The organism is Pseudonocardia sp. 2-7, assembly GCF_056341085.1.
In genome coordinates, this window is the sequence record NZ_CP094507.1 from 4,889,840 (window position 1) to 4,903,751 (window position 13,912).

Annotated in this window: 14 protein-coding genes; 3 read left to right on the top strand and 11 right to left on the bottom strand. The window is 75.4% G+C overall.

All coding sequences use genetic code 11. The features are described 5' to 3' along the window. From MTO91_RS23515 to MTO91_RS23530, 4 genes are all read right to left on the bottom strand, one after another. On the bottom strand, positions 1-729 hold the full coding sequence (locus MTO91_RS23515) for a redox-sensing transcriptional repressor Rex (protein WP_405414817.1): 729 nt from the start codon (positions 727-729) through the stop codon (positions 1-3). Between the two features lie 481 nt (positions 730-1,210). Then, positions 1,211-2,896, bottom strand: coding sequence for a molybdopterin-dependent oxidoreductase (locus tag MTO91_RS23520; protein ID WP_405414815.1), 1,686 nt, complete (start codon positions 2,894-2,896; stop codon positions 1,211-1,213). Then, on the bottom strand, positions 2,893-3,129 hold the full coding sequence (locus MTO91_RS23525; protein ID WP_073576570.1) for a glutaredoxin family protein: 237 nt from the start codon (positions 3,127-3,129) through the stop codon (positions 2,893-2,895). Before MTO91_RS23525 ends, MTO91_RS23520 begins: the two co-directional genes overlap by 4 nt. 1 nt (position 3,130) lies before the next feature. Next, positions 3,131-4,735, bottom strand: coding sequence for an AMP-binding protein (locus tag MTO91_RS23530; RefSeq protein WP_350591221.1), 1,605 nt, complete (start codon positions 4,733-4,735; stop codon positions 3,131-3,133). A gap of 727 nt (positions 4,736-5,462) precedes the next feature. Here MTO91_RS23530 and MTO91_RS23535 point away from each other — a divergent pair. From MTO91_RS23535 to MTO91_RS23545, 3 genes are all read left to right on the top strand, one after another. Continuing rightward, positions 5,463-6,101, top strand: a complete 639-nt coding sequence (locus MTO91_RS23535; RefSeq protein WP_062398051.1) for a sigma-70 family RNA polymerase sigma factor — start codon at positions 5,463-5,465, stop codon at positions 6,099-6,101. 190 nt (positions 6,102-6,291) lie between these two features. Then, positions 6,292-7,716, top strand: coding sequence for a DUF5667 domain-containing protein (locus MTO91_RS23540; RefSeq protein WP_476652760.1), 1,425 nt, complete (start codon positions 6,292-6,294; stop codon positions 7,714-7,716). 251 nt (positions 7,717-7,967) lie between these two features. Further along, complete coding sequence (locus MTO91_RS23545) at positions 7,968-8,858, top strand: HAD family hydrolase (protein WP_062398055.1); 891 nt, start codon at positions 7,968-7,970, stop codon at positions 8,856-8,858. A 13-nt stretch (positions 8,859-8,871) separates the two neighbouring features. On the opposite strand, the gene MTO91_RS23550 is transcribed toward MTO91_RS23545, so the two are convergent. From MTO91_RS23550 to MTO91_RS23580, 7 genes are all read right to left on the bottom strand, one after another. Continuing rightward, a complete protein-coding gene (locus MTO91_RS23550; RefSeq protein ID WP_476652761.1) occupies positions 8,872-9,270 on the bottom strand; it encodes a DUF5313 family protein in 399 nt (132 codons plus the stop codon). Continuing rightward, the gene (locus MTO91_RS23555; RefSeq protein ID WP_062403815.1) at positions 9,267-10,232 is read right to left on the bottom strand and encodes a lysophospholipid acyltransferase family protein; all 966 of its coding nucleotides are present in this window, start codon (positions 10,230-10,232) and stop codon (positions 9,267-9,269) included. Before MTO91_RS23555 ends, MTO91_RS23550 begins: the two co-directional genes overlap by 4 nt. 77 nt (positions 10,233-10,309) lie before the next feature. Continuing rightward, complete coding sequence (locus tag MTO91_RS23560) at positions 10,310-11,356, bottom strand: NAD-dependent epimerase/dehydratase family protein (protein WP_062398059.1); 1,047 nt, start codon at positions 11,354-11,356, stop codon at positions 10,310-10,312. A gap of 176 nt (positions 11,357-11,532) precedes the next feature. Further along, positions 11,533-11,634, bottom strand: coding sequence for a 30S ribosomal protein bS22 (locus MTO91_RS23565; protein ID WP_010241351.1), 102 nt, complete (start codon positions 11,632-11,634; stop codon positions 11,533-11,535). A gap of 211 nt (positions 11,635-11,845) precedes the next feature. Then, positions 11,846-12,058 (bottom strand): helix-turn-helix domain-containing protein, encoded by a 213-nt coding sequence (locus tag MTO91_RS23570; RefSeq protein ID WP_062398062.1) that lies wholly within the window; start codon positions 12,056-12,058, stop codon positions 11,846-11,848. Between the two features lie 186 nt (positions 12,059-12,244). Continuing rightward, complete coding sequence (gene proC, locus MTO91_RS23575; protein WP_208818935.1) at positions 12,245-13,045, bottom strand: pyrroline-5-carboxylate reductase; 801 nt, start codon at positions 13,043-13,045, stop codon at positions 12,245-12,247. 20 nt (positions 13,046-13,065) lie between these two features. After that, positions 13,066-13,911, bottom strand: a complete 846-nt coding sequence (locus MTO91_RS23580) for a thioesterase family protein (RefSeq protein ID WP_251786748.1) — start codon at positions 13,909-13,911, stop codon at positions 13,066-13,068. Position 13,912: the final 1 nt, after the last annotated feature.

A 13,912-nucleotide genomic window follows, 5' to 3' on the forward strand; every position in this document is an offset into this window, starting at 1 on the left:
CTACGACACCACCGATTCGTTCGTCTTGTCCGTCACCGCGGCGGCACCGGTGTGCCGTCGCGCCACGTGGAACGCGAGGACCTGCAGCTCGACCGACAGGTCCACCTTGCGGACCTCGACGTCGTCCGGGACCGTCAGCAGCACCGGAGCGAAGTTGAGGATGGACTGCACACCGGCCGCCACGAGCAGGTCGCAGACCTTCTGGGCCGCCGGGCCCGGCGTCGCGATCATCCCGATGGTGACGCCGCCACCGGCGCACACCTCGGGGATCTCGCGCACGTGCCGCACCCGGATGCCGTTGATCTCGCTGCCGACGAGGTCGTCGTCGACGTCGAACAGGGTGCTGACCGGGAAGCCGCGGCCGGCGAAGCCGGTGTAGCCGGCCAGGGCGTGACCCAGGTTGCCGACGCCGACCAGCGCGACCGACTGCCGGTGGTCCATGCCCAGCTCGCCCTGCAGCCGTCCCTGCAGCGAGGTGACGTCGTAGCCGACGCCGCGCACGCCGTAGGAACCCAGGTAGGACAGGTCCTTGCGGAGCTTGGCCGAGTTGACCCCGGAGGCACCGGCGAGCTCCTCGGACGACACCGTCTCGACCCCGGCCTCGCGCAGCTCGCCGAGCACCCGCAGGTACACAGCGAGCCGGGACACGGTGGCCTCCGGCACCGGGCGCGCGGGACGCTCGCCGTTGCCGTCGGGCGCGGTGGCACCGGACTCGGGCGGCAGGGTCACGGGCCGTCCTCCTCGGGCGTCGGTCGCGGGCGGCCGGGTCCCGGTGCCCGCTCCGGCCCGCGGGGGCTTGATCCGCGGGCGGTCGGTCATCGAGACTGGGCGTGCTCCGGTCGGGGGTGTGCAAATATCGGTCGCCGGCGCGCTCGTGGCACGCCCGCGAACCGGCCGGACGGGCCGGTCGGGCTGCGGACGGACGAGGCCCGGCGTTCCCGGCGCCGCGGAGGCACCGTGCCACCGGGTCCGGCGACGGGAACCCACGGTAGCCGCTTGTGAAGGCACGCACAAAGTTGCGATCTTGGTCCTCTCCGTGCTCGGCCCGGGCCCCTGACCTGGAGCTACCGGTGATCGACGGGCAGGAACCGCTCATCGTGCGACGAGCGCCACGTCGGTCTCCACGACACCACCGTCACGCATACCGTGCGACCGCCCGTGACACACCTCTCCGCCCGGGACGGCGCGACGAGGCCCAGGTCACCGTCGCTCAGGTCACCGTGACGGTGCGGGTCGGCCGGCCGGTCGCCGCGCCCGGCAGCGGGGAGCGGCGCTCGGCGGTCTGGACGACGCCGTCGCCGTCGGTGGCGCGGCACACCAGGGTGTACCCGCCCGGCGGCAGGTCCAGCTCGGCGCGCCACTGCCGCCAGGTGGCCCCGCCGGACGGCACCGGCGCGAGCTCCGCGGTGACCCAGGACCCGGCCGCGCCGCCGTCCTGCACCCCGACCTCGACCCGGCGGATCCCCCGGGGCACCGCCCAGGCGGAGCCGGTGACCACGACCCGGCCGGCGGGCACGTTCGCGTACGAGGCGGGCGACTCGATCCGCGCGGCGGTCTCCATCGGCCCGGGCGGCGCCCATCCGCGGTCGCGCCAGTAGTCGGCGCGGGCGGCGAACGTGGTGAACTCGATGTCGGTGACCCACTTGGTGGCCGAGACGTAGCCGTAGAGGCCGGGGACGACGATCCGCACCGGGAAGCCGTGCTCGGGCGGCAGCGCGACCGGGCCGTCCGGTCCGGCCATCGCGACCGCGAGCAGCGCACCGCGGCCGGGGTCGAGCAGCAGCGACGACGGGCTGCCCGCCGTCCAGCCGTCGGTGGAGGTGGACAGCGCCTGGTCCGCCGCCGGGTCGGGCGCGGCGGCCGCGAGCAGCGGCGCGAGCTCCACCCCGGTGAACCGGGTGGTGGACACGAGGTCGCCGCCGACGTCGTTGGAGACGCACGCCATCGTCACCCAGCGTTCGACGAGCGGGCGGGCCAGCAGGTCGTCGAGGGTGAGGGTGAGCTCGCGCCCGACCCGTCCGTGCACCCGCAGGCTCCACGACGCCGGGTCGACCGACGGGACCCGCAGCGCGGTGTCGATCCGGTAGAAGTCGTCGACGGCGGTGGTGAAGGCGGCCGCGCCCGGCACCTGCGCCCCGGCGGGCAGCGCCGGGGCGGGCGCGATGCGGCCCTGCGCGGCGAGCGTCCGGATCCGGGCGGTGAGCGCGTCGCGTTCGGGCCCGATCCGGCCCGAGGGCAGCAGGGGCGCGGCGACCGCGGCCCCGGTGCCCAGCACGACCCCGCCCGCCCCCGCCAGCGCGGTGGTGCGCAGGAACCGCCGCCGGGTCAGCGACGACCGGACGGGCCGCCCGTCGGGCAGCGTCCCGTCCGCGGTCGGGGCGGGGATCCGGGCCGCCAGCGCGTGCAGCCTCCGGAAGACCGTCACCGCGACGACGGCCGCGGCACCCGCCGGCACCATGTCGAGCTGACCGGCGCCCGACGCCGTCGCCGCGGCGACGACACCCAGCAGCCCGAGCGCCGCGAGCCCCCACGCCCCCGGCCACGGCGAGCGGCGCGACAGCGCGCCGAGCCCGGCCGCGGCCAGGGCCAGGACCACCAGCACCCCGGCGACGACGGTGTGGCGGCTGCCGATCCCGGCCCCGACGGTCGCCGCGCCGGCCAGCGCGGGCGGGGTGAGCGCCACGACCTGCTCGGCGACGGCGTTCACCGGCCCGGCGGCCGGGGCGACCAGCAGCGCGAGCGCCTGCCCCGCGCCGACGCCCAGGGCGGCCGCGGCGAGCCCGGCCAGGGCGGTGCGGACCGCCGGTGCGGTGCGGACCGGCGGGCGGTCCGCACCCGGGGCGCCGCCGGCCGGGCCGTCCGAGGTCGCGACCGGACCGTCGGGGGCCGGGCTCACGGCCGGGCCAGGTCCGCGCGCAGGCGCTCCTCGTCCACCCGGAACGAGTCGTGCTCACGACCGTCGAGCAGCACCACCGGCACCTGGTCGCCGTACTCGGCGCGCAGCTCGTCGTCGGAGTCGACGTCGACGGTGTCCCAGCCGGTGCCGGTCTCGGCGCACACCCGGGCCAGCACCTCGGCGGCGTCGTCGCACAGGTGGCAGCCCACCCGGGTCAGCAGTCGTACCCGCATCTCACATCCTCGCCAGTGTCCTTCGGGCGATCTTGCCCGTCGGGGTGCGGGGCAGCTCGTCGGCGAAGGCGACGACCGCGGGCCGCTTGAACCGGGCGAGCCGGGCCGCGCAGTGCGCGGCGACCGTCTCCTCGGTGAGCTCGGCGCCCGCGACCGGCACGATCACCGCCTTGACCGCGGCGCCGGTCCGGTCGTCGGGCACCCCGACGACGGCGACCTCGGCCACCGCGTCCAGCTCGGCGACGACCTGCTCCACCTCGCGCGGGTAGACGTTGAAGCCGTTGACGATGACCAGGTCCGAGGACCGGTCGACGAGGTGCAGGTCGCCGTCGGTGTCGAGGTAGCCGACGTCGGCGGTGACGAACCAGCCGTCCTCGCCCGGGCCGCCGGAGCCGTCGGGCCAGTAGCCGGAGAACAGGTTCGGCCCGCGCACCGCGATCAGCCCGGTGTCGTCGGACGGGTCGGAGCCGTCGTCGTAGTCCAGGTCGTCCAGCGGGTCCTCACCGCGCGGCTCGGGCTCCGGCGCGGTTCTGCGCTCCATCGGCTGCCCGTCGGCATCGACCAGGCGCAGCTCGACGCCGGGCAGCACCTGTCCGACCGAGCCGGGCTTGGCCGGTCGGCCCAGGTCGTTGCTGGTGACGACGGGCCCGCCCTCGGTGAGGCCGTAGCCCTCGTGCAGGTCCAGCCCGCTCGCCGCACGGAAGTCCGCGAGCCAGCCCGCGGGCAGCGGCGCCCCGCCGGAGGTGCACAGCCGCACCCCGGCCATCGCGGCGCGCAGCCGCTCGGGCCCGAGGTCGAGCAGCATCCGGAACATCGACGGCACCCCGGCGACGACGCTGACCCGCTCCTCGACGACCGTCTCGACCAGCCGGTCCGGGGAGAACCGGCCGGGCAGCACGACGGTCGCTCCGGTCCAGCAGACCTGCAGCAGCCCGGCGGCGAGGCCGTAGACGTGGAACAGGGGCAGCGCCAGCAGGACCCGGTCGACCCCGTTGACCGGTGCCGGGCGGAGCGCACCCGCCTGCTCGCGGTTGGCCAGCAGCGCCCGGTGCGACAGCTGCACCCCGCGCGGGCGCCCGGTGGTGCCGGAGGTGAACACGACCAGCGCGATGCGCTCGGGGTCGGCGGGAGCCCGGTCGACCGGGGCGTCCGGGACCGGGGCGGCCAGGTCCGGCGGGCCCAGCAGCGTCGCGCCGACGCCCTCGGCGCAGCCGGCCGCGACGGCGTCGTCGGGCCGGGCGACGACCGCGACCGGCCGGGCCTGGTCGAGCACGACCTCGAGCTCGCGGGTCACCGAGCCCGCGCCGAACGGTACGACGACCGCGTCGGCCCGCAGCGCGCCGAACAGCGCCACGCAGTAGTCGGCGCCGTCGGGCAGGCCGATCGCGACCCGGTCGCCGTGGCGGACGCCCGCCGCACGCAGCCGGGCGGCCTCGGCGGAGACCGCGGCGTCGAACGCCGACCAGGTCAGCGTGAGCGGCGCCGGGCCGGACAGGTCACGGACGGCGTCGTGGCCCGGACGCTCGGAGGCGTTGCGCGCCACCAGGTCGGCGAGGTGGGCGGGACGGTCGGGACGGTGGCCCGGCACGGGGTCGGAACTCGGCACGGCGGTCTCCATCCTCGGACCCGCCGGGGCGGGGTCGGCTCGTCGGCACGCGTCGCCGCCAGTGTTCCAAACCCGGCCACGACCGTCGTGTCCCGAGGGACCGCTCACCGCTGTGTACGCCACGTGTCGATTCGGACACGCTTCGCGCACGGTTCGTCCACCGCGCGTATCGGGCCGCTCGCCGGAACGGCACGCGACGAGAGGCGGCGAGTGCGTTGCGCCACTCGACAGACGTCTATGCTCCGCCGCTACATGAAGTTCAACGCGTGAACCGCCGGTTCGTCGCGCGACTCACCCGAGGGAGTGGCATGCAGCTCGACGCCAGCGCGCCACGGCGCACACCGCGCCGCGCCGCGCGGGACGCGCCGGCGGTCCCCGCCGGCCGGGTCGCCCGCCGAGCCGTACCCCGTCCGACCCCCCGGGATCCATGACCCGGCCGATGCGACCGCACCGCCTGCTCCGACAGCAGCGCTCCGAGACCATCCCCGAGACCGTCCGTCCGACCCGGGCCCCCGAACCCGGCCAGGACAGACCCGACACCGTCCGCCCCCAGCCGGACGGGGAGGTGTCCGTGACTTCAGCGACCTCTGCACCGTCCCAGCCGACGGGGCCGATCGCGTCCGCTCCCCTGGTCGACGCTCCCCCCACGTACCCCGCAGGCCCCGCCCTACACCGCCCGGACGGCCGGACCACCCGGTCGGGTCCACCCGGCCGTACCGAGCAGGACATGCCGATGCCACGACAGGCACCGCAGATCTCGCAGGAGCTGCAGCGCCCGGAGGCCGACCCGGCCGACGAGGCCGCCCGCGCCGTCGAGGACGCGAACAGCTCCTGGGCCCTCGTCGAGGCCTGCCAGGCCGGCGACGCGGCCGCGTTCGGCGAGCTCTACGAGCGCTACCACGACGTGGTCTACCGGTACGTGCTGTTCCGGATGGGTGACCGGTCCTTCGCCGAGGACGTGACGCAGGAGACCTTCGTCCGGGCACTGCGCCGGATCTCCTCGGTCAGCTACCAGGGCCGCGACATCGGGGCCTGGTTCGTCACCATCGCCCGGAACCTGATCTTCGACTACGTCAAGTCCAGCCGGTTCCGGCTGGAGCAGACGACCTCGGAGATCGTCGAGCTGTCGCCCAGCACCGGCGGTCCCGAGCAGCAGGTGCTCGACATGGCGACCAACGACGAGCTGCTGGCCTCGATCGCCAAGCTCAACTCCGACCAGCGCGAATGCATCCAGTACCGGTTCCTCAAGGGCCTGTCGGTCGCCGAGACCGCCGAGCTGATGGACCGCAACGAGGGTGCGGTCAAGGCGCTGCAGCACCGCGCGGTGCGTCGTCTCGCGCAGCTCCTCCCGGACGGTCTGCGGTGAGCGGGTCTGCCGCCGGATCAGCCGGAACGCGAGAGGGTGTGTCGATCACTGCGCCGAACGCACTACTCGATGCGGTGAACGGTTGGAAGGCCGTAACCTCGTCCGCGGTCGGTCGTTGTACAGACCGGCGCGCACTGACGGCGCCACACGCGCCGACGAGCAGCGCGAGACTGCAGTGAGGACGGACGGCATGCCCAGGGCATGGGACGACGGGTACCCCGGCGACGACGGTTTCGACCGTGCGCCGGCGGGTGCCCCTGCATCGGAGGAGCTGGCGCACGAGATCGCGCTGGCCGCCGCGCTGGACCGTTCGCGGCGTGATCTCTCGCCCGATCCGCACGCCTCGGCCCGGATGCGGGCGCGGCTGTTCGAGGTGCTGGCCCAGGAGGGCGTCGGACAGCAGTCCGGCGGGTCCCCGTTCGGCGACCGGTTCGACCGCGTCGACCAGGCCGACCTCACCGCGCCGATCGGCCCTCCGATCGCCGACGACCTCGACTGGGACGCGGTGTCCAACCGCCGCGCCGCCGGCGAGCACGCCCCGGCCGCGGACGACCCGACCGGTCGCAGCAGCCGTCCGCGCCGCGGCCGCCACGTGCTGCCGTCGGACCACCCGGACCACCCGGAGCAGGTGGGCGCCCCGGCCGGACCGGCCCGCGACGCCGAGGCCGGCCCCGGCCGCGACGACTCCGCCCGCCCGGCGCAGTCCGGCGCCCGGATGCTGGACCGCCGCCGTCCGAGCGTCCGCAAGCGCTTCGGCGTCGTCGTCGGCGGGTTCGCCGCGCTCGCGGTGATCGCCGGCGTGACCTCGACCGCCAGCCGCGACGCCCTGCCCGGCGACGCGATGTACGGCATGAAGCGCGCCAGCGAGAGCGTCGGCGGGGTGTTCACCGTCGGCCAGCAGGCCGAGGCCGCCCGCCAGCTCGACCTGGCCCGCTCCCGGGTCGACGAGCTGGAGAGCCTGGTCGCGCGGTCCACACCGCCGTCGCCGGACGCGGTCGCGTCCGCGATGGGCGACTTCGACCGGGCCACCAGCACCGGCAGCAGGCTGATGCTGACCGGCGCCGGGACCGACGGCGCGGACACCTCCCGCCTGGCCGAGCTGCGGACCTGGGCGGCCGCCCAGTCCGGGCGCATCACCCGTCTGCAGTCCGACCTGCCCGCCGAGAGCCGCGGGGAGACCTCGGAGGCGATCCGCCTGCTGGACCGGGTGCTGTCCCGGGCCGAGGCGCTGCGGGCCGGCACCGGCTGCGCCGCGGACAGCGGCGGCACCGTCGACGACCTCGGCCCGGTGCCCGGCGAGTGCCGCACCGCGGGCGGGCCGTCCTCGGCGCAGGCCGTCGAGCAGTCCGCGCCGGTGACGCCGTCGGAGACCGCGACCGGCACGCCGTCGCCGTCGCCGACCTCCGGTCCGGCGACCTCGACCTCGCAGGCCCCGACCACCTCGGGGTCCGCGCAGCAGGGCGGCGGGCTGCCGCTGCTGAACGGTGGTGGGTCGACCACCTCCGACAGCGGGTCCGGCAGCTCGTCGGAGTCGTCGTCGGAGCAGGACCGCCTGCTGCCGCCGATCACGATCCCGCCGCTGCTGCCGGGCCTCGGCCCGGTCACCCTCGGCTGATCCGCTCCGGACACCACGGGTACGGGCCCGGTCCCCGGTGCGTCGGCATGTGTCACGTACCGGAGGCCGGGCCCGCTCCCGCGTTCCGGCAGTAGGCTGGGGCCGCGCCCCGATCCCCTCGGGACGCGAGACGCCGTCGCACCAGGAAGGCCGCCGTGGTGAGTGATCCCGGGTCCGTCCCCCCTCTCGACCAGAGCGGGACCCGCGAGTCTCACCCGCCCACCCACACCGGGCTCTCCGAGGAGCCGGGGGTGCTGGAGCGGGCGACCGCCCTCGACTCCGCGCAGCGGGCCGGTCAGGCCTCCGCCGCCGCGGCCGTCGCCGCCGAGGCCGACGACCACCCCGACGGCCCGGAGGGCGGGGACGGCGCGCCGCCCGACCTCACCGCCGCCGCGTTCTTCGACTGCGACAACACGATGATGGTCGGCGCGTCGATCTTCCACTTCGCCCGCGGCCTGGCCGCGCGCAAGTTCTTCACCACCTCCGACATGGCCGGCTTCGCCTGGCAGCAGATCAAGTTCCGGGTCGGCGGCCGGGAGGACAAGGGCGGCATCGCGGGACACCGCGACACCGCGCTGTCGTTCGTCGCGGGCCGTCCGGTCGACGAGGTCGTCGCGCTCGGCGAGGAGATCTACGACGAGCTGATGTCGGACCGGATCTGGGCCGGGACCCGGGCGCTGGCCCAGATGCACCTCGACGCCGGTCAGCGGGTCTGGCTGGTCACCGCGACGCCGATCGAGCTGGCCCGCATCATCGCGCGGCGGCTCGGGCTGACCGGGGCGCTGGGCACCGTCGCGGAGTCCGTCGACGGGCTCTACACCGGACGGCTGGTCGGCGAGATCCTGCACGGCCCGGCCAAGGCGCACGCTGTCCGCGCACTGGCCGCGTCGGAGGGGTTGGACCTGCGTCGCTGCACCGCGTACTCGGACTCGGTGAACGACGTCCCGATGCTCTCGGCGGTCGGTACCGCGGTCGCGGTGAACCCGGACTCCGAGCTGCGTGACGTCGCGAAGGCCCGCAACTGGCAGATCCGCGACTTCCGGACCGGGCGCAAGGCCGCCCGGATCGGGGTGCCCTCAGTGCTCGGCGCGGGCGCCGTCGCCGGGGCGGTGGCGGCCGGCATGGCCTACCGCAAGCGCTGACCCGCCCGGCCGCTCAGGGCGGCGGGGCCCCGCGGTAGCGCTCGGCGTAGCGGCGGGCGGCCTCGGCCCGCTCGTCGGCGGTGGCCTCCCGTCGCGTCGCGCGGGCGGTGCCCGCGGGGTAGCCGGCCTTCGTCACGCGGTGCTCGACGGACTCCTCCATCACGAACAGCGCGTACTGCAGCGACACCAGCCAGCCCAGCAGCAGGGCGGTGAGCCGCAGCCACAGCGGACCGGGGACGGCGAGCGCCAGCGGCACCGACAGCAGCGTCAGCACCGCCGCCGTGCGCGCGAAGTGGCGCAGGTGCCAGGTGCGGCAGGTCGTGTCGTGCAGCACCCACCCGCGGTACCGCGCGGGCAGCCGTCCGCCGGCGGCGTACCAGAGCCACCGCAGCGGGTCCGGCCGCCGGATCATCCCAGGAACACGTTGCGCCGCTGGGACAGCAGCCGGTACAGCGTGTGCTGGATGGTCTCCCGGACCTGGTCGGTCAGGTTGAACACGAGCATCGGGTCGTCGGCGTCGGCCGGGGTGTGGTCGTCGGTGCGGATCGGCTCGCCGAACTCGATGTACCACTTCGACGGCAGCGGGATCAGCCCCGCCGGACCGAGCAGCGGGAAGGTCGGCGTGACCGGGAAGTACGGCGCTCCGAACAGCCGGGCCAGCGGCGCGAGGTCGCCGATCTTGGGGTAGATCTCCTCGGCGCCGACGATCGAGCACGGGATGATCGGGACACCGGTGCGCAGCGCGGCGGAGACGAACCCGCCGCGGCCGAACCGCTGCAGCTTGTAGCGGTCCCGGAACGGCTTGCCGATGCCCTTGAACCCCTCGGGGAACACCCCGACGAGCTCGCCGGAGGTCATGAGCCGCTCGGCGTCGGGGTTGCAGGCCAGCGTCGCGCCGGCCTTGCGGGCCAGCGAGCCGGAGACCGGCATGGTGAACATGAGGTCGGCGCCGAGCAGCCGCAGGTGCCGGTGCGACGGGTGGTCGTCGTGCACCGCGACGGTCGTCATCACCGCGTCGAGCGGCAGCGTCCCGGAGTGGTTGGCGACGATCAGCGCGCCACCGGTCTCGGGGATGTGGTGGGTGCCGATGGTCTCGACGCGGAACCAGCGCTTGTAGAGCGGGCGCAGGGCGGGCAGCACCATCGCGTCGGTGAGCTCGCGGTCGAACCCGAACTCGTCGATCGGGTAGTCGCCCGCGAGCCGGCGGCGCAGGAACTCCAGGACCTGCTCCAGCGCGGCCTCCCAGGCCGGGCCCTCGTCGTCCTCGGGCTCGGGTGCGGAGGCGACCGGCGCGGGCCGCGACGGCTCCTCCGCCCGCGCGGGCCGGGCAGGCCCCCGGTTGCCCCGGATCGGGATCACCCGCGCCTCGGCCATGCCGTCGCCCTTCGTCGTACCACCGCGGCCGTCCGGCCGTCCCTGCTCGCGTGCCCGCATGCCGCCGTCCCGACCCGTCACCGCAGCGACCGGGCCAGGCCGAGCACGCCCCGTTCGAGCGAGGCGATCCGCTCCGGGCCGAGCACCGGCGCCAGCGCCTTGCCGCGTACGAAGTCGTCGAACGCCTGGGTGGTCGTCCACCGCGGCTCGAAGCCGAAGTCGTCGATCAGCCGGGTGAGGTCCACGACCCGGCCGAAGTTGAGGAAGCGCATCTGCTCCGGGGAGAAGTCGACGACGCGCGCGCCGCGCAGCACCCGGCTGACCGGGCCGACCGCGCCGCTCGGCACCGGGACGGCGATCTTGCCAGCGCGCCGGATGGCCTGGGACAGCATCAGCACCCCGTGCGCGGCGACGTTGAACACGCCCGGCAGCTCGTGGGTGGCGGCACGCTCGAGCACGGCGAGGCCGTCCTCCTCGTGCAGCAGCTGGATGCGGGCGTCGTAGCCCAGCACGGTGGGGACGACCGGAAGCGCGAAGTAGCGCGACAGCACGGTGTCCATCCGCGGGCCGATGAAGTTGGCGAACCGCAGGACCGTGGTGGTGACGTCCGGGCGGCGACGGCTGAACCCGCGCAGGTAGCCCTCGATCTCCGCGGCGTCCTTGGCGTACCCGCCCGAGGGCAGGTCCTTGGCCCCGATGGCCTCGTCGAACACGGCGGGGTCGCGGGAGCTGGAGCCGTAGACCGCGGTCGTCGACTTGAGCACGACCCGGCGCACGCTGGTCGCCTTCTGGCACGCGGCGAGCAGCTGCATCGTGCCGATGACGTTCATCTCCTTCATCGTCGCGCGGCCGCCCGCCGAGGCGGGGCTGGCCGAGAGCGACGCGTGCACGACGGTGTCGACGTTCGCCGAGGAGATGACCTTCGCGATGAGGGGGTTGCGGATGTCGGCGCGCACGAACTCGGCGCGGCCCATCCGCTTCAGCAGGTCCCGGGGCGGGGGGACGGTGTCCACGCCCAGCACCCGGTCGATGGCCGGGTCGGCCGCCAGCCGGGCCGCGAGGTGCCCGCCGAGGAAGCCGCTGACCCCGGTGACCAGCACGACGTTCGGGGTCGGCCGGTCCATGGGAGCTCCGTTCACCGGGTGCTGACGCGAGATCGTGCCGATCGTAGTCCCGCCCCGTCACACCGGGCAGGTACGCGGACACGTGAGGTGCGCGACGCGTCCGTCCGGGGGACGGACCGCCACAACGACACCGGCCGCGCACCCGCGGGGAGGCGGGGGCGCGGCCGGTGCGCGAGTCACTTGCCGAGCTTGCGGCGCTGCACCCGGGTCTTGCGCAGCAGCTTGCGGTGCTTCTTCTTCGACATCCGCTTGCGGCGCTTCTTGATGACCGAGCCCATGTGGGTGCTCCTCCTGTGTCGACGCAGATCGTCAGCGACCGCTCCACCGGGTGACCTCGGAGTGGGCCGCCCGCACGATCCGTGCACGTGGACACGAGGCGCGGGCCGGGCGACGCCCGCCGGAGCGGGGCGACGACGCGATGCGACCGGTGGGGGTCGGCAGCCGGTTCACCAGTCTACCCGGGCGTACCGGCCTTCACCCCACCGGGGATCAGCCCGCGTCGAAGTAGGCGTTGCGCAGGTAGTCCTCGACCGCGCGCTGCGGCACGCGGAACGAACGACCGACCCGCGCGGCGGGCAGCTCGCCGGAGTGGACGAGCCGGTACACGGTCATCTTCGAGACGCGCATCATCGACGCGACCTCGGCCACCGTCAGGAACTGGACCTGGGACGGCCGTAGGGGCTCGGGACGTTCCGCCGCCATGGGGCACCGCCTTCCTCCCCCGAGACGGGTTCCCCGGTTCGCCCGGTGGTGGGGGATGCAGGTGCAGTCTACCGGGGCGGATGTGACGATCGGTCCGCCAGAGGGGGGCCCGATCGTGCTACAGCACGGCGCGTCCGTGTGACTTTGCGTCATACGATGAGCTGAACGAGGTACCGGCGGCCCGGGTCAGCCGCGACCGAGCGCCACCGAGCGGTCGTGCGCCGCGGCGACCGCGTCGGCCAGGGCCGCACGCAGCCCGTGCCGCTCCAGCTCGCGCAGGGCGGCCGCCGTCGTCCCGGCCGGCGAGGTGACGTTCTCCCGCAGCACCGCGGGGTGCTCGCCGGTCTCGCGCAGCATCCGCGCGGCACCGAGCGCGGTCTGCACGGTCAGCTCGGTCGCGTCGGGGCGGGTCAGGCCCAGCCCGACGCCCGCCTCGATCATCGCCTCGGCGACGAGGAAGAAGTACGCGGGCCCGGAGCCGGACAGCGCGGTCGCGGCGTCCTGCTTCGCCTCGTCCAGGCGCAGCACCGCGCCGACGGTGGACAGCAGTGCCTCGGTCTCGTCGAGGTGCGCGGGGGTCGCGTGCGCACCCGGGGAGATCGCGCACATCGCCGCGCCGAGCAGCATCGGGGTGTTCGGCATGACCCGCACGACCGGCGTGCCGTCGGGCAGGGCGCCCTCGAACAGCGAGGTCGGCAGGCCCGCGCACAGCGACACGACGAGCGCGCCCGGCTCCAGCGCCCCGGCGACCTCGCCGAGCAGCGTGACGACGTCCTGCGGCTTGACGGCGACGACGACCGTCCCGGCCCCGCGCACCGCCTCGTCGACCGGGGCCGCGGTGACCCCCAGCGACGCGGTCAGCTCCTGCGCCCGCGCCGGGTACCGCTCGGCGACCACCAGGTCACCGGCGTCCCGTCCGGCCGCCAGCAGCCCGCCGAGCAGCGCCTCGCCGATCCGTCCCCCGCCCAGTACCGCGATCCTCGTCATGGGGGCAGCGTAGGAACCCCTCAGCGGGCCAGCGGGGCCAGGGCGAGCTGGCGGGCCTGGCAGACGGTGCGGCCGCGCGCGTCGACGACGGTGACGTCCTCGTCGAACTGCGCGCTCGACACCCCGCCGCCGGCGGGCGGGCTCGACACCGCACGCGAGCGGGACCCGACCCGCAGCCAGCCCGGGGCGGGTCGGGCCCGCAGCAGCGCGGTGAGCTGCACCGTCGGCGCCCAGCCGAACGTCCCGCCGAGGTTGAACACGGTCGGGGGCAGGATGTCGCCGGCCATCAGCGCGAACAACACGTCCGGCTCCTCGCCGCGCGGGCGGACCCAGCCGGTCATCTCCGGCGGCCCGGTCTCGCCGCGCAGGAACGGCAGCGCGCCGCGCGGGTAGCGCAGCTCGCAGGCGGCGGCCAGGCCGCGCGCGCCGCCCTCGGCCGACGCCGGGTCGAGCGCGTCCGGGTCCGGTTCGACGGCGAGCGCGGAGCCGTCGTCCAGGCGTGGGGCCTCGGTCGGCAGCACGCCGGCGGTGACGGTGGAGTGCAGCATGAGCCTGCCCTCCTGGTGCAGCCGCACGGCGACCGTGGACACCGTCCGCCCGACCTTGAGCGGGTCGGTCGTGATCTCGACCGGGCCCAGGTCGGGCGCGCGCAGGAAGTCCACGGCGACGGCCAGCGGGTCGGGCGCGGGGGCGTCGTCGGCCGCGAGGCGGGCCAGCCCGGACTTGGCCATGAGGACCATCAGCAGGCCGCCGAAGGCCTTGTCCCCGATCGCCCAGGTCCCGTCGAGCCGGGCGCGGAACCGGCCGTCCCCGAGGTGCTCGATCACGTGCGAGTCGGCGAAGGGCCGGACCGTCGTACTGCTCATG